At 60.7% G+C, this 15837-nt stretch carries 12 protein-coding genes and 1 pseudogene; all 13 read left to right on the top strand.

The genetic code is table 11. The features are described from left to right. The first annotated feature begins 432 nt into the window (after positions 1–432). The 13 genes and pseudogenes from yfiR to APZ15_RS27775 all read left to right on the top strand — a co-directional run bounded on the left by yfiR (position 433) and on the right by APZ15_RS27775 (position 15657). Entirely contained in the window at positions 433–1146 is a 714-nt protein-coding gene (yfiR, locus tag APZ15_RS27740) for a regulatory sequestration protein YfiR (RefSeq protein WP_027789684.1), read from the top strand. After that, a complete protein-coding gene (gene dgcN, locus APZ15_RS27745; protein WP_027789683.1) occupies positions 1143–2411 on the top strand; it encodes a diguanylate cyclase DgcN/YfiN in 1269 nt (422 codons plus the stop codon). Before yfiR ends, dgcN begins: the two co-directional genes overlap by 4 nt. An 85-nt stretch (positions 2412–2496) precedes the next feature. Further along, positions 2497–3006, top strand: a complete 510-nt coding sequence (gene yfiB / locus APZ15_RS27750; protein ID WP_027789682.1) for an outer membrane lipoprotein YfiB — start codon at positions 2497–2499, stop codon at positions 3004–3006. A gap of 401 nt (positions 3007–3407) precedes the next feature. Further along, the gene (locus APZ15_RS27755) at positions 3408–5549 is read left to right on the top strand and encodes a type VI secretion system Vgr family protein (protein ID WP_027789681.1); all 2142 of its coding nucleotides are present in this window, start codon (positions 3408–3410) and stop codon (positions 5547–5549) included. 17 nt (positions 5550–5566) lie between these two features. After that, complete coding sequence (locus tag APZ15_RS27760) at positions 5567–6025, top strand: DcrB-related protein (protein WP_027789680.1); 459 nt, start codon at positions 5567–5569, stop codon at positions 6023–6025. Continuing rightward, positions 6022–10359, top strand: a complete 4338-nt coding sequence (locus APZ15_RS27765; RefSeq protein WP_027789679.1) for an RHS repeat-associated core domain-containing protein — start codon at positions 6022–6024, stop codon at positions 10357–10359. The genes APZ15_RS27760 and APZ15_RS27765 overlap by 4 nt, the downstream gene beginning before the upstream one ends. 10 nt (positions 10360–10369) lie before the next feature. Then, entirely contained in the window at positions 10370–10984 is a 615-nt protein-coding gene (locus APZ15_RS41255) for a hypothetical protein (protein ID WP_138143427.1), read from the top strand. A gap of 93 nt (positions 10985–11077) precedes the next feature. Continuing rightward, positions 11078–13045 (top strand): annotated as a pseudogene (locus APZ15_RS42830) (RHS repeat-associated core domain-containing protein); the annotation flags it as partial. Between the two features lie 379 nt (positions 13046–13424). Further along, positions 13425–13763: a DUF7716 domain-containing protein gene (locus tag APZ15_RS41260; protein WP_124546537.1), complete on the top strand. Its 339-nt coding sequence runs from the start codon at positions 13425–13427 to the stop codon at positions 13761–13763. Positions 13764–13842: 79 nt separating this feature from the next. Beyond that, positions 13843–14187, top strand: coding sequence for a hypothetical protein (locus tag APZ15_RS41265; RefSeq protein WP_124546538.1), 345 nt, complete (start codon positions 13843–13845; stop codon positions 14185–14187). 269 nt (positions 14188–14456) lie between these two features. Further along, a complete protein-coding gene (locus tag APZ15_RS42740; protein WP_080982044.1) occupies positions 14457–14609 on the top strand; it encodes an HNH endonuclease in 153 nt (50 codons plus the stop codon). Next, on the top strand, positions 14603–15145 hold the full coding sequence (locus APZ15_RS39930; RefSeq protein WP_080982043.1) for an SMI1/KNR4 family protein: 543 nt from the start codon (positions 14603–14605) through the stop codon (positions 15143–15145). Before APZ15_RS42740 ends, APZ15_RS39930 begins: the two co-directional genes overlap by 7 nt. Positions 15146–15417: 272 nt before the next feature. Next, positions 15418–15657: a PAAR domain-containing protein gene (locus APZ15_RS27775; RefSeq protein ID WP_027789678.1), complete on the top strand. Its 240-nt coding sequence runs from the start codon at positions 15418–15420 to the stop codon at positions 15655–15657. Positions 15658–15837 lie beyond the last annotated feature (180 nt).

Genomic DNA, 15837 nt, shown 5'->3' on the forward strand with positions numbered 1-15837 from the left:
GTGCCGGCCATTCTACGTCAGTGGCTTTCTCGGCAGCGGGCCGTCACCGGATGCGACGGCCCGCGTTCGAGGGAATGCCCGGCCGCGTGCGTCGCGTGCTCGCTACGCCATTGCGAACGGCGCATCGCAAGACATCCCGTTGCGGCCGATCTGTTCGTACCGAGGCAATCCACAATGCAACCGGTGCGCCAATCCGCCGATCAATGCTTCGGTGCTGACACTGAATCGAAGACGATGTTCGCAGTCACGCGCAGCGTCGCGAGCAAGCCGCATTCAGCGTGCTTGCCCCCGCTTCCCAGCGGGTGTTTCCCACTGGTGGATCACGCGGATTTTTACCTAAGATGAAGCAATCGTGCGCGTGATACGGTGCCTGCTCGCGCACGGAGGGAGGCGGGAGGCAGCGCCGGAGCGACGCCAGCGGATGTTGCCATCATGGATGCGAAAGTGTGCGCGGCGGCTGCCGGTTTTGCGACGGCAACGACGCCAACGTGCGCGGCGGCGATCGCCGCGCGGAAGACGGGCCGGCCCGGCCGTACCGCTTCACTGCGCCACGCACTTCTCGCAATCGTTTGCGTTCTGGGGGCGGCGCCGGCCGTGCTCGCGGGGGTTCCCGCCGACGCGGACGGTCCGTCCGACACCATGCACATCGCCGCCGCCACAAGCCCTGCCGATTCCGCGGCGACACCCGATCACGCCGTTTTGTCACACGACTCCGCCGTGCGTCAGGTCGTGCTCGGCATCGTCAGCTTCACGCGCTGGCCGACCATGCCCGTTCGTCTGCACCTGTGCGTCACCGGCCGCCCCGACTACGCGCGCGGCCTGACCGATACGCTGCAGGCCGGCTCGACGCTGCTCGACGTGCAGCACGTCCGCTTCGACGATCCGTCGCTCGGCATCGCGTGCGACGTCGTGTATCTCGGCACCTTGAACAACGACGAGAGAACGCGCGTCAGGAGCGCGCTGGTCGGCCATCCGGTCCTGACGATCGCGGAGCACGATCCGTCCTGCACCGCGGGCGGCATGTTCTGTCTCAATGTCGACGGCGATCGCGTGTCGTTCGACATCAATCTCGATGCGGTGGCGCGCAGCGGCGTGCGCGTGCATCCGAACGTGCTGAATCTCGCACGACGGCCGGGGGCGCCATGATGCGGCCCTTGCTCCACCTGCCCCCTTCGCGCATGTCGCGCCCCACGCTGCAAAGCGTGCTGCGCCGCGCGCACCTGCGCCTCGCGTTCGTCGCCGTCGCGATGGCGGCCGTGTCGTTGATTGTCGTCGCCGTGATCGCGTTGCGTGCGTATGCCGGCAACAACCTGAACCTGCTGGCCCGCTCGCTCGGTTATACGGTCGAGGCGGCGCTCGTGTTCGGCGATCGCGTCGCGGCGAACGAGGCGATCGGGATGATCGCGAGCGAGGAAGACGTCGCGCAGGTCGTCGTCACCGACAGCAACGGCCAGCCGTTCGCGATGTGGCAGTTGCCAGCCGGTAACGGGATCGCGCGGCTCGAGCGCATCGTGGCCGACGTCGCGCTGCCCGGGCCCGTGGCGGTGCCGGTCGTGCATGACGGCATCGTCGTCGGGCAAGTCGTCGTGCGCGGCCGCGGGCACCAGTTCTTCGGCTTCCTGCTCGGCGGCGTCGGCGGCATTCTCGGTTGCCTGGCCGTCAGCGTGTTCGGCGCGTATGTGAGCTCGAAACGCCTGCTGCGCAACATCGTCGCACCGCTGCGTGCGCTCGCCGGCGTCGCGCACGCGGTGCGGCGCGAGCGGGCATTCGCGCGGCGCGTCGAGCCGGCGGCGATCGCGGAACTGAACGAGCTCGGCGACGACTTCAATGCGCTGCTCGACGAATTCGAAGACTGGCAGAACACGCTGCGCGACGAAAACGCGTCGCTCGAACACAAGGCGACGCACGATGCGCTCACCGGGCTGCCCAATCGCGTGCAGTTCGAATCGCGCCTGACGCGCGCGCTCGGCGAAGCGAATGCGACGGGCCAGCGGGTCGCGATCCTGTATCTCGACTGCGACCGCTTCAAGGAGGTCAACGATTGTCTCGGTCACGATGTCGGCGACGCGGTGCTGATCGGCGTCGCGTCGCGGCTTCGCACGCAGGTGCGCGAGACCGATCTGGTCGCCCGCCTCGGCGGCGACGAATTCGCGGTGATGCTGGCGGCGGTGCCCGAAGCGGGCAGCGTGTGCCGGATCGCCGACGAGATATTGTCCGGCATGGCGCCGTCGATCGAGCTGTCCGACGGCCGCATGGTGGCCACCATGATGAGTGCCGGCGTAGCGCTGTATCCCGACCACGCATCGGACGCGAGCGGTTTGCTGCGCGCGGCGGATGCAGCGATGTACCGGGCCAAGCGCGCCCGGCCAGGCTCGTGGCAGCTGGCCGAAGGTGTCGCGGGACCGGTTTGATCGATTGCTTCGCGCTGCGGGCGAGGCCGCAGCCGCGGATGACAACAAGCGCGCCCGGCGCGGGCGCACTCGAAGGGGATGCGAAATGAACCACTCGTTTCCTGTGGGCATCGGGCGTACGTGCGTCTGGGGCGCGCTGCTGCTGTGCATGCTGCTGGGCGGCTGCAAGACGCCGCCGCTTCATCGCGGGCTGACGCAGACGCAGGTCACGGCGCTGAAGTCGGCCGGTTTCCAGGAAACCCAGCAGGGTTTCGAATTCGGCTCGACCGGGCCGATCCTGTTCGATTTCGATCGCTACAACCTCAAGCCCGATGTGCGGCGGATCGTCGAGCGGATCGGGCGCACGCTCCATTCGGCCGGGATCAACGGGGTGCGGGTCTACGGTTATACGGACGAAGAGGGCGTGGACGACTACGACGTCGAGTTGTCGCGTCGGCGTGCCGAGGTGGTGGCGATCGAGCTCGTCGATCTCGGGCTGGACCCGAAGCGCATCGCGGTCGTCGGGAAAGGGAAGCTCGACCCGGTGGGCGACAACCGGACACCGGCGGGCCGCGCGCAGAACCGGCGGGCAGCGATCGTGGTTTCGCCGCGATGAGGCTTCGTTTCGGCGGGGCGACGCGGCGCGTGCCGCGGAATGCCGGGTGTTCGCTCCCCGCGAGCAGCCGATCGTCACGCCCCTGACATGCTGACGTGGCGCATTACCGGGTGAAGCAGTCTTCGACGACCGGATGGCGCTGCTCGACGCATTCGAGCCGGGGCTTTCACCTGCCCGGACGAAATCGCCCCCCGCCGGCTCCTTGAATACTTCCTCGCCATGGGTGCGCCGAGGGCGATCCTGCCCCGGAATCCCACTGCCAGCCTGGTTTCCCGATTTTCGGGGCGCGAGCGTAAACGTTTGCGAGTGGCTTCCGCGCTGTCGGAATTTGTCCTACATTATCGGGGCTTCGGGCCGGCCAGCCGGCCTACGGAACCTGAGATCATACGCAAGGAACAAGAATGAGTTTCGCTCCGAACGGGGGTATTCCCAATGGTTTGGGCGGCGGCGGCGGGCTGGGCTCGTTGAGCGCGCTCGGCGGCCTGGCCGGCCCGGTTGCGTCGAGTGTTGCCGGCAGCCTCGGGCCGCTCGCGGGGCTGGCCGGCCACGTCGACACCGTCCAGCGCGCGATGCAGCTCGCGCAGACCGGCTTCTCGCTGATGGACAAGACGCCCGGCGCGATCGCCGAGGCGATCAACGGCGCCGCCAACCCCGCGCGCCTGACCCAGCTCAACCGCTACGTGACGCTCGATACGCCGCTCGGCCCGGATGTGCTGCTGGTCAGCGCCGCCGTCGTCGACGAGCACGTGAACCGGTTGCCCGAGATCCACCTCGACCTGCTGTCCCATCGCCACGACCTGCGCCCGGAAGACCTGATCGGCCAGCAGGTCAAGATCCGGTTCGACCAGCAGGCGCGCCTGTCGACGCTCGAGCGCGTCGTCGCATCGGGTACCGGCGATAACGACCGCTACTTCGACGGCTACGTGGCGTCGTTCGACCGCGCGGGCAACCCAGGGAACGTCACGCAGTATCACCTGACGGCGGTGCCGTGGTTCTGGTTCCTGACGCGCTCGACCGACTGCCGGATCTTCCAGAACAAGACCGCGCAGGACATCCTCACCGAGATTTTCCAGGAGCACGGGTTTTCCGACTTCGTGTTCGATATCCGGACGAGCCAGAAGCCGCTCGAGTATGTCGTGATGTACCAGGAGAGCTACTACAACTTCTGCGCGCGGCTGATGGAGCAGGAGGGGCTCGTCTGGACGCACCGCTACGAGAAGGACAAGCACTTCCTGGTGATCGGCGATTCGAACCTGCTGTTCCGCCCGATCGACGGGCTCGCCACGGTGCCGTTCGCGGCCACCGAGGCGAGCGAGGACAGCGGGATCGACCAGTTGCACGAAGGCCGGCGCTTCGGCGTCGGCAAGGTCACGTTCCGCGACTTCAACCACCAGAACCCGTCGTCGCCGCTGATGCTGGTGGAGGCCGGGCCGCAGAACCTCAAGCATGCGCGGCTCGACGCGACCGAGCGGTTCGAGCACCAGTCGCTGTACGACCACGGCGATGACGGCAACCGTTACGCCCGTTTTGCGATGGAGGCCGAGGAGGCGCAGGCCCACCGCTATACCGGCGGCGGCTACGCGTGGCGCATGACCACGGCGGGCGCGGTCACCGTGGCGAATCATCCGGTGCTCGAGAACAACCAGGAATACGTGATCCTGCACGTGCGTCACGAGGCGGTGAACGATTACACGCAGCACAGCGCGAAGCTGCCGTACCGCAACAGCTTCGCGCTGCTGCCGAAGAAGGTGCCGTATCGCGCGCCGCGCAGCACGCCGAAGCCGGTGATTCACGGCACGCAGTCGGCGATCGTCGTCGGGCCGAAGGGCGAGGAAATCTACACCAACGGCAGCGCGGTGAAGGTGCATTTTCCGTGGGACCGGCGCGGCAAGAAGGACGGCTCCGATTCGATGTGGGTGCGCGTGTCGCAACCGTGGGCCGGCGACGGCTGGGGTGCGGCCGCGATTCCGCGGATCAAGCAGGAGGTGCTCGTCGCGTTCAACCAGGGCGATCCGGACAACCCGGTGATCGTCGGCCGCGTGTTCAACGGCGAGCAGGGCAACCCGTATCACGGCGCGGCGGGCCAGACGATGGGGATCAAGAGCCAGACGCACAAGGGGCAGGGGTCGAACGAGATCCGCATGACCGACACGAACGGCATGCAGGAATTCTTCATGCACGCGCAGAAGGACATGAACACCGTCGTCGAGAACAACGAGACACACAAGGTGCTGGGGCCGATGCGTACCGTGCTGGTGGCCACCGGCAGCGAAGAGAAGCAGATTCCGCAGGGCAACCTGACCGAGACGATCGCCGAGAAGCGCAGCACGACCGCGACCACCGTCGAGGTGACGACGCCGGCCAAGGACGGGGGCGGCGGCACGCAGGTTTACATGGCCGAGCGAGGCATCCTGCTGAAGGTGATGGACAGCTCGATCTCGCTTGCGCCGGAAGGCATTCGCCTCGAACACAAGGGCTCCGTGATCCTGATGACCGACGACGGCGTGATGGTCAACGGCAAGCGCATCGATCTCAACAAATAAAACGAACGAAACCAGCCATGCACTACGCAATTCACGAAGGCACTTTCGAACTGCCGGACGCGGCGCTCGACCGTACGGTTAACATCCTGATGATGAACGCCGGCCCCGGCGGCCTCAATCTCGTGATCGCTCGCGGGCGCTTGCGTGACGGGGAGAATCTCGACGCGTTCGTCGCGCGCGAATGGGAAGTGGCGTCGCGCGATGCCAGGATGCTGACCGAGAAAACACGCCGGCCCGTGACGGTGGCGGGTCGTGCGGGCGTCCAGATCGACTCCACGCACGAACGGGACGGCCGGCTCTGGCATCAGGTGCAGACCATGTTTCCGTCGGACGACGCCGGCCGCGTGCTTGTGATGACGTTGACCAGCGCGGCGCCGCTGACCGACGAGCAGCAGGCGATCGCCGACCGCATGCTGGCCAGTTTCCAGCCGCGCGCGGCGCGACCGACCCTGCTCGGGCCGGGTGACGCGTCGTGAGCGCGGAAAACTTCGCGGCCGCTCGCTTCGAAGATCCGATCCAGCACACGTCGTTTCTGGGTGAACTGGTCGGTACGGTCGGGTCGGTGGTCGGCGGTGCCATCGTCGGGGCATTGGTGGCGGAGGCGATGGAGGGGCTGATATTCGCCGGCCTCGCCGCGCTCGAGATCGGCACGGCCGGGCTGGCGACGCCGCTCGTCATCGCGATCGGCGTCGGCGTGGCCGTTGGCTCGGGCGCGCTGATGGAAGCGAGCGGGATGAACGAGGCCATCGACGACGGCGCGAAGGCGCTGGCCAATTCGATGGTGCCGCCCGAGATCAAGGGCAAGATCGCGAGCGGATCGGGGAACGTTTACGTCAACAACAAGAAGGCGGCGCGGGCGGCGAAGCCGGGCGATCTCGATACCGTTGCGTGTACCGATCATCCTGGGCCGCAGATGATTGCCGATGGGTCGGGGAGTGTTTACATCAACGATCAACCGGCCGCGCGGGTCGGGGACAAGACCACTTGCGACGGGACGATTGCCGAAGGTTCGGACAACGTTTTCATCGGCGGCGGCACGCAGCGGGTGAGGGACGTGAAGTCGGCAACCCGGCTCGGATGGCTGGGGGCGGCGCTGGGTATTGCGCTCGCGGTTTGCGGGCGCGGGAAGATGAGCTGGGGGCAGTTCCTGAAGAGCAAGGTGCCGTGTCTTGCGGTGAATTTTGCGGCGGGTGCGTTCGGTACCTGGCTGGGTAGCCTGGCGAGGCCGTCGGCAGGGCATCCGGTCAACGTCATTACCGGCAGCAAGGTTCTCGACGGCACGGACGATACAGACTTCGTACTGCCCGGGCCGTTGCCGATCGTGTGGCAGCGTTTCTATAGCAGCCTCGATGATCGTGCCGACAGCCTGTTCGGGGCGGGATGGAGCGTGCCGATCAGCGTCGAACTGCGGCTCGCGCGTGCGCATGGCGAGGTTGAGTCGATCACTTACTGGGACGAGCAGGGGCGCGATATCGTGTTCCCGGCTGTGTCGCCGGGTGAGAGCCACTTCAGCGTGCCGGAAGGCATTTACCTGATCTGCACCGCGGGTGGCCACTATGTGGTCGAGACGGTCGATGGTGTGTATTGCGATTTCGGTCGTGCCCGGAGCGATGCGGGTGACGAGACGCTCAAGCTGTGGCGTCTCGAGGATCGCAACGGTAACTGGATCGAGGTGGAGCAGGAAGCGGCCGGTGAGGTCGTGCGGCCGGCACGACTGCATGACAGCGCTGGGCGCGTCGTGGCGTTCGCCTACGACAAGTCGCACCCTCGACGCATCGCCGCGATCGAGCTGACGCGTGGCGTGGACGGTGAGCAACCCGACACGCTGGTGCGTTACGCGTACAACGATGCTGGCGAGCTGGTTGCCGTTACCGACCGCAGCGGCTATATCGCGCGACGTTTCGCGTACGAGCGTGGACTGATGGTTCAGCACACGTTGCGCGGCGGCTTGCAGTGTTTCTATGCATGGGAGGGTGTTGGGCGCGGTGCACGTGTCGTGCGCCACTGGACCAACGACGGCGAAGCGTATACGTTCAATGCGGACCTCGCCGGGCGCACGGTGACGATTACCGACCAGATCGGCCGCGTGACGCAGTGGACGTGGAACGAGGATCAGCAGCCGACGAGTCATACGGATGCCGAAGGCCATGTGTGGCGGTTGGAGTGGAACGCGAAGCGGCAGTTGGTCAGTACGACCGATCCGGCAGGGAACACGACCCGCTTCGAATATGACGAGCGCGGGCGGCAGACCCAGCGCATAGACGCACTCGGTCAGGTTGAGCGCACCGAGTGGAATGGACACTACGACCTGCCCGTCGCGGAAACCGATCCGGCCAACTCGCGCTGGATCTACCGCTACGACGATCGCGGCAACCTGACGATGATGCGCGATCCGGCGGGCTTCGCGACCGAGTATCACCGGGATGAACGCGGGTTGGTACACACGATTCGCGATGCGCGGGGCGGTTACAAGTTCCTCGAATGGAACGGCCGCGCGCAGTTGACCTCGTACACCGATTGTTCCGGGAAGATCACGCGGTTTGCATACGATGCGCGAGGTACGCTTGCGCGCGTGACCGACGCGATGGGCCAGTCCACCGTCTATGAAACGGATGCAATGGGGAGGGTCACGGGGATCGGGACGGCCGACGGTGCGCGGCAGATGTTTCGATACGATGCGGCCGGGCGGCTCGTTGAAGTTGTCGATGCGAACCAGCGCAGCACGCGCTATGAACTTAATCCGCGCGGATTGCTGATAGCACGCACGGATGCGGCTGATCGTGTCGTGCGATTCGGGTACGACGATGCGTTCCGGCTCGCGAGTTTGACCAACGAGAATCGTGAGACGTATCGCTTCCAGTATGACCGTCGCGATCTGGTTTCTGCACAGATCGGCCTCGATGGTCACAAGCGTACGTACGAATATGACGTGTGCGGCCAAGGCACGAGTGTCCGGGATGGACAGATCGAGACGCGATACGAGCGCGACGCGATCGGTCGACTGACGGCGAAGCAAGCTGCGCATGAGCGGTGTGAATATCTGTACGACAAGGCGAGCCGAATCACATCCGCCGAGTTGTACACGCTGGCTGCTCGCGGCCCGTCGCTGAAGAATCGGGTCAGCTTGAAATACGACGCACGCGGTGAGGTCGTCGAGGAATACACGCCGACCGGCTGGCTCGCGCATACCTATGATGAACTCGGCAATCGCGTCAGCACCACGATCTCCGGTGAGCGCACGATCGACTGGCTGCATTACGGGTCGGGACATGTGCACCAGATTCGCGTTGACGGTGCTGCAGTCGCCGACATGGAACGCGATGATCTGCATCGCGAGGTGCTGCGAACGCAGGGCAAGCTGACCAGTCATTTCGGATACGACGCGGTAGGCCGTCGTGCGCGGCACGCTGCGCAGCGGGGCCATGCGGCTGATGACCTGCTTGCGAAGCAGTGGCAATACGATGCAGCGGGCGATGTGATCCAGAAGCGCGATCAGCGTTATGGGACGACGAACTATCGGTATGACCCGACGGGTCGCATTGAACAGGCGGCGGGGCCGGGATTGCCGTCGGAAGTGTTTCGCTGGGATGCGGCGGCTAACCTGGTGTCGAGTGATCATCCGGGCGGGTACGTCGAGCACAACCGGCTCAAGATGTTCGAGGACAAGCGCTTCGAGTATGACGTTTATGGTCGGCTGGTTCGCAAGGTGAGTGGTCATGGGCCTGCCAAGGAACTGGTTCTTGAATACGACGATTGGAACCAGTTGAAGACCGTCGTGACGAAGGACCGGCTTGGAATCTCGACGACGCATTTCGAGTACGACGCGTTCGGCCGGCGGGTCCGGAAGCTCAATGGCAGTTACGCGAGTACGGATTTCCTGTGGGATGGCATGCGGCTCGTGCAGGAGACGTATCACGACCGCCAGGGTGAGGAAGCGCTGACGTATTTGTATGAGGCTAATAGCTATGTGCCGCTTGCGCGGATCGATCAGGGCAAGCAGGCGGCTAACGATGCCGATGCGAGGGATGCGGTTTACTATTTCCACAACGATGTTTCGGGGTTGCCCGAGGAGTTAACCGACGCAGGTGGAGATCTGGTTTGGCAGGCGCGCTATAAGGTGTGGGGCAATGCGGTGCAGGAGGAGTGGGTTGCGCGGGAGCCGCAGCGGTCGACAGCCACCTGGGGCGAAGTGTCGGTGGTCGCGCCAACGCCAACACACGTACCGCGACCACAGAACCTGCGTTTCCAGGGGCAGTATCTGGACCGCGAGACCGGGTTGCACTACAACACCTTCCGGTTCTACGATCCGGACATCGGGCGATTCATCAATCCGGATCCGATCGGGTTGGCGGGCGGGTTGAATCAGTATCGATATGGGCCGAATCCGTTGGCTTGGATTGATCCATGGGGTCTGACTTGCTTGAGCCAATGGAGCGGAAAGCGCGGTCGCGAAAAATCGATGTACGACTTGGAGCGAAACGGTTTCAAAGTTGTTGCCGAAGAGGTGACGATGAAGGTGAATGGCAAGCGAATTCGGGCCGACTTCGTTGCGACGGACAGTCATGGGAACTATCACGTTTTCGAAGCCAAACACGGATCAGGACGTCTGACGAAGAATCAAAGCGCATCTGGTGTATTTGACATGGCGAGCCCATCGAATACCGTCGACGGTATTGGTGGTGGGGTAATTACTCCGTCAGCGGGAAAAGCCGGGCAGTTCGAGATCGCGACTGGCAATAAAGATATAGGCGAGGTGCTTGGGGTGCGCGGTACTTCGTACGATGCAACATTCCATGTGCTGAAATACTGAGGCGTGCAAGATGAGTGCGGAATTAAAGAAGATATTTGAAAAAAGATTGCAAGAAGCTCTCAAAGAAAAATTGTGTGAGAGTGGTGTCAAGGTATCAAGGGGTGAGGTTCTCGTCGGTCGAGAGGGTGTGGGTAATGGACGCATTGGATTTAGATTTCTGAAAAATGCAAACGGCTACATTCTTTCTGCCGCCGCCGATTCCCCTGATCTTCAGGATTTTTTTAAAAAAATTAATCCTCCGTACAAACCGAAGATACCGACGGGGTTGGTGCTTGCGATGAATACATCCATGGAGGTGGTAAAGTCATTTTCTCCGAATCTCGGTGGTGCGGTTGATTTGCCGCGGAACGAGATGGAAGTTGAGTCGACATGTCGGTGGATATGCGAAAAGGTGGCAAGTATTTATTTGCCGAGGGTCATAAATGTGGTGGAAGGTAAGATTGAATTGATTCGGGATGTAATGGAGAACCCGGGCTACTATTCTTACCCGTTTCTGACTGTCATTTTTTCGGCAAAAAAAAATGGTATCGAATTAAGTGAGCTTGATGTTGATTACTTGCTGGGGAGGAGGATTTCTGGAAATAGGTCATTTGATGAGACTATTCTGAGGGAGTATTATAGTTAGCTGTGCGCATAAGCGACATGAGATCGTAGGGGGTTGGGTTTTTCGCGCTCTCGCTGATCCTGATGATTTCTGGTCGCTTGATATTTCTTATAACGCGATGCGCGGGGTGGTTACAAGTTCCTCGAATGGAACGGCCGCGCGCAGTTGACCTCGTACACCGATTGTTCCGGGAAGATCACGCGGTTTGCATACGATGCGCGAGGTACGCTTGCGCGCGTGACCGACGCGATGGGCCAGTCCACCGTCTATGAAACGGATGCGATGGGGCGTGTCACGGGGATCGGAACGGCTGACGGCGCGCGCCAGATGTTTCGATACGATGCGGCCGGGCGGCTCGTTGAAGTTGTCGATGCGAACCAGCGCAGCACGCGCTATGAACTTAATCCGCGCGGATTGCTGATAGCACGCACGGATGCGGCTGATCGTGTCGTGCGATTCGGGTACGACGATGCGTTCCGGCTCGCGAGTTTGACCAACGAGAATCGTGAGACGTATCGCTTCCAGTATGACCGTCGCGATCTGGTTTCTGCACAGATCGGCCTCGATGGTCACAAGCGTACGTACGAATATGACGTGTGCGGCCAAGGCACGAGTGTCCGGGATGGACAGATCGAGACGCGATACGAGCGCGACGCGATCGGTCGACTGACGGCGAAGCAAGCTGCGCATGAGCGGTGTGAATATCTGTACGACAAGGCGAGCCGAATCACATCCGCCGAGTTGTACACGCTGGCTGCTCGCGGCCCGTCGCTGAAGAATCGGGTCAGCTTGAAATACGACGCACGCGGTGAGGTCGTCGAGGAATACACGCCGACCGGCTGGCTCGCGCATACCTATGATGAACTCGGCAATCGCGTCAGCACCACGATCTCCGGTGAGCGCACGATCGACTGGCTGCATTACGGGTCGGGACATGTGCACCAGATTCGCGTTGACGGTGCTGCAGTCGCCGACATGGAACGCGATGATCTGCATCGCGAGGTGCTGCGAACGCAGGGCAAGCTGACCAGTCATTTCGGATACGACGCGGTAGGCCGTCGTGCGCGGCACGCTGCGCAGCGGGGCCATGCGGCTGATGACCTGCTTGCGAAGCAGTGGCAATACGATGCAGCGGGCGATGTGATCCAGAAGCGCGATCAGCGTTATGGGACGACGAACTATCGGTATGACCCGACGGGTCGCATTGAACAGGCGGCGGGGCCGGGATTGCCGTCGGAAGTGTTTCGCTGGGATGCGGCAGCTAACCTGGTGTCGAGCGATCATCCGGGCGGGTACGTCGAGCACAACCGGCTCAAGATGTTCGAGGACAAGCGCTTCGAGTATGACGCGTATGGGCGGCTTGTTCGCAAGGTGAGTGGTCATGGGCCTGCCAAGGAACTGATTCTTGAGTACGACGATTGGAACCAGTTGAAGACCGTCGTGCCGAAGGACCGGCTTGGAATCTCGACGACGCATTTTGAATACGACGCGTTTGGTCGGCGGATTCGGAAGCTCAACGGCAGTTACGCGAGTACGGATTTCCTGTGGGATGGCATGCGGCTTGTGCAGGAGACGTATCACGACCGTCAGGGCGAGGAAGCGCTGACGTATTTGTATGAGGCTAATAGCTATGTGCCGCTTGCGCGAATCGATCAGGGCAAGCCGGCGGCTAACGATGCTGATGCGAGGGATGCGGTTTACTATTTCCACAACGACGTTTCGGGGTTGCCGGAGGAGTTGACTGACGCAGGCGGCGAGCTGGTTTGGCAGGCGCGCTACAAGGTTTGGGGCAATGCGGTGCAGGAGGAGTGGGTTGCGCACGTAGCACAGCGGCCGACCCCGACGTGGGGAGTTGCACAAGGGGCGGCGCGGACGTCTGCCCATGTGCCGCGGCCGCAGAACCTGCGTTTTCAAGGGCAGTATTTGGATCGAGAAACCGGCTTACACTACAACACGTTTCGATTCTATGATCCTGACATCGGTCGCTTCATTAATCCAGATCCGATTGGGTTGTTGGGTGGATTGAACTTCTATCAGTACGCGCCGAACCCCGTCGGGTGGATTGATCCGTTCGGGCTGGCAAGTTACGACCCAGGGGTGTACGACGTTCACTTCGAAGCTCGGCTACCGAAAGATATGTATCGCTTGACTGATGCAGAGCACTTCAGCGAAGGGAACAGACAGCTTCACTACGCGATCAAGAATGACCCGGTGCTCGCTTCAGCACTCGAGGCAAGGTATCCCGGAATTTCTGAATACGTTGCCCCAACGAGACTCGGTACGTTTAGAGGAAGAGCATTTAGCGGTACAACTTGGCATCACCACGGTCAAGTGGGCGGGCTTTTGCAATTGGTTGACCGAGCGGATCATGCCTCGCGTCATCTCGACTATCACGCGAATGGTGTTGGTGGTCGAAATACATGGGGTGGCGGAACAGGCTGTCGTTAATTTGGAGATACGTATGAAAATCTATAATTCTATTCAAGAATTTCTTGGAGAGCTGGGGGGGCTCAATTGGGACTCGGCTATTTTTATTAACCAATCTGATTGGACTGTTGATCCGTTGCATACGGAAATTATCTTTCTCGAAGGGGATGACGAGCTCGAAGACGTTGTTCCGGGAACTCATTTGCCGAAAATTGCAAATGACAAAGGGGTGCGGCAGCTTTTCGATACAGAGACATTTCGAGATATAGTTGATTTCGAGCGGAGAAGAAATCCGGAGGCATCTGTTCTCGATATTATTCATGCTATCAATTACTACCGCGAAAAAGATGACTTCTACGATCCTCGGGGATAGCCGAAGGGCCGCCTGGCGATGGCTTTTCCGGGCGGAGCTAGATGTCCAAAGCTAGAGGTCGGAAATTTGTGCGGTAACCATGAAAACTTACAATTCTCTTCTTGAGCTGATTGAAAATGTACAGCCTTTGCCGGGGAAGAATTGGATTTATGCGAACTTGGATTCGTGGAGAGATAATCCGAAAGGTACGAGGTTTTTCTATATTCCATGGGATTACATTCAAGATCTGGATGATGATGAGATTTATTTGGATGCAGAGGATATGGAGATGCCAAAGTCGGTTGAAAATTATGACTTGAGATGCTGGATGCTGGTAAATCAGTTGAATTACATTAGAAAGAATAGGGATGATAGGGGTGAGGCTATTGAATGGTTTGTTGATGAAGTAAATTATTATCGTGAGAATGACGAATTTAGAACTTGACTTTTTAGATGGTGCTATGTCGAGCGAGATAGTTATTTCGAGCTGTTCTGAGATAAGCGGCAGTCTCCGCTTGGATTGGGCATAGCGTTTCTGAAAGAGGATTGTGTTGAAAGGTAACGAAAAATTGAATTGTCGGTAAGTGCGGGCATCACGATTCCTTGTGGGCATCGGCGTGGTCGAAGGGTAAGTTAACCTTCGAGAAAGACGTTCTTAACGGTACGCGGGCTGATTTTCCAACGGTCTATACTGAGCTTGGTCGTATCAAATGAATTAGTGCGAATGCTGCCAAGAATCTCTTAAAAGAGAAGGGACTTACGCCCCATCATTTGAGTACGACGGAAATTCAGTTCATTCCATCTGATCTACATGGAAATGTCCCGCACACGGGATCTGCGGCAGATATGAGGAAGGCGCGATGCTAGACAAACTTTCGCAACTCGGAGCAACTCCTAACAAGTTGTCGTCGGAAACGAAGATGCGACTTTTAGCTTCCGTTGAGGCCGAAGTTGGCCCTCTTCCGGACGACAATAGAAACCTGTTGTTGCATTTTGGCGGTGACATCGAATTCAATTCGCTCATCAAGTTTCGTTCTGATGAACCGTCACCGTGGGCAGCACAGGACGGTACCGATTCTTTAGAGCTTCTCTACGGACTGTCGAGCAAATATGGATCGACGATACTCGAGAGGGTTGAGACGTATAAGGGCCGTATTCCGGCTGATTGGATTCCAATCGGAGAAGCGCCTGGTGGAAATCAAGTCTGCCTCAGAATTCACCCATCAGGTGTTCGATCGGTTGAGTTCTGGGATCATGAGAGCGAGGTGGGCCCGGGCTTGCCGCCACGAGGTACGGGCTTGACGAAAATCACCGACACATTGCAGGAGTTTGTTAGCCGGCTAACGCCGGAAGATCCGCCGGCGAATGCGCCTCGCGCAGTAAAGGTGGATCTTCAGTTTTGATATGCACGCGGGGCAGTTCCCTATGTCCAGCTATGCCGTGGCCTCCGTAAAACACACGCACCGGCGTGACCCTGTGGGTGACGACCGGCGCGCTGCAACCGCACGACGGGCAAGATTCGGAATTGCTGCAGGATGGAATAGGTGTCCAGTTAGCGGGAACTAGACGGGGCCGGTGCGGATCGCGAGAAGAAACGGACCAAGGTATTGATTCTGCCTTCCGTGTTTGATCGCTTTCCCATCGGACTACGCCGGCCGCGTCACTGGCGAATTCAATGGTGCCGCCCGTGATCAAAGGCAAGACCGCGAGCGGATCGGGGAACGTGTACGTCAACAACAAACCGGCGGCGCGGGCGGCGAAGCCGGGCGATCTCGATACCGTCGCGTGTACCGACCATCCTGGGTCGCAGATGATTGCCGATCGGTCGGGGAGCGTTTATATCAACGATCAACCTGCTGCGCGGGTCGGGGACAAGACGACTTGCGACGAGGCGATTCCAACGGGAACTATCTAACTAACAACGCGCTCGCCTATTTCGTAGCTAAATCGTCCAAATGACTTGCGTGCTCGGAGTAATTGAAAAAAGAGAGCACGTGCGATTCTTGAAATTCCGGAACACGTTCGCGGGCGATGCGATTGCGCGGCTCAGGGCAAAGGAAAATGCCTGAGAGCGTTGCGAGTAGCTATATGGATG

The sequence above is a fragment of the Burkholderia cepacia ATCC 25416 genome (assembly GCF_001411495.1).
GTDB lineage: Bacteria > Pseudomonadota > Gammaproteobacteria > Burkholderiales > Burkholderiaceae > Burkholderia > Burkholderia cepacia.

Excerpts from the sequence above, each read along its gene's own strand:
- APZ15_RS27760 (WP_027789680.1), top strand. The coding sequence starts at position 5,567 with ATGCACTACGCAATTCACGAAGGCACTTTCGAACTGCCGGACGCGGCG.
- yfiB (WP_027789682.1), top strand. The coding sequence starts at position 2,497 with ATGAACCACTCGTTTCCTGTGGGCATCGGGCGTACGTGCGTCTGGGGC.
- APZ15_RS27755 (WP_027789681.1), top strand. The coding sequence starts at position 3,408 with ATGAGTTTCGCTCCGAACGGGGGTATTCCCAATGGTTTGGGCGGCGGC.
- dgcN (WP_027789683.1), top strand. The coding sequence starts at position 1,143 with ATGATGCGGCCCTTGCTCCACCTGCCCCCTTCGCGCATGTCGCGCCCC.
- APZ15_RS41265 (WP_124546538.1), top strand. The coding sequence starts at position 13,843 with ATGAAAACTTACAATTCTCTTCTTGAGCTGATTGAAAATGTACAGCCT.
- yfiR (WP_027789684.1), top strand. The coding sequence starts at position 433 with ATGGATGCGAAAGTGTGCGCGGCGGCTGCCGGTTTTGCGACGGCAACG.
- APZ15_RS39930 (WP_080982043.1), top strand. The coding sequence starts at position 14,603 with ATGCTAGACAAACTTTCGCAACTCGGAGCAACTCCTAACAAGTTGTCG.
- APZ15_RS27775 (WP_027789678.1), top strand. The coding sequence starts at position 15,418 with ATGGTGCCGCCCGTGATCAAAGGCAAGACCGCGAGCGGATCGGGGAAC.
- APZ15_RS41260 (WP_124546537.1), top strand. The coding sequence starts at position 13,425 with ATGAAAATCTATAATTCTATTCAAGAATTTCTTGGAGAGCTGGGGGGG.
- APZ15_RS41255 (WP_138143427.1), top strand. The coding sequence starts at position 10,370 with ATGAGTGCGGAATTAAAGAAGATATTTGAAAAAAGATTGCAAGAAGCT.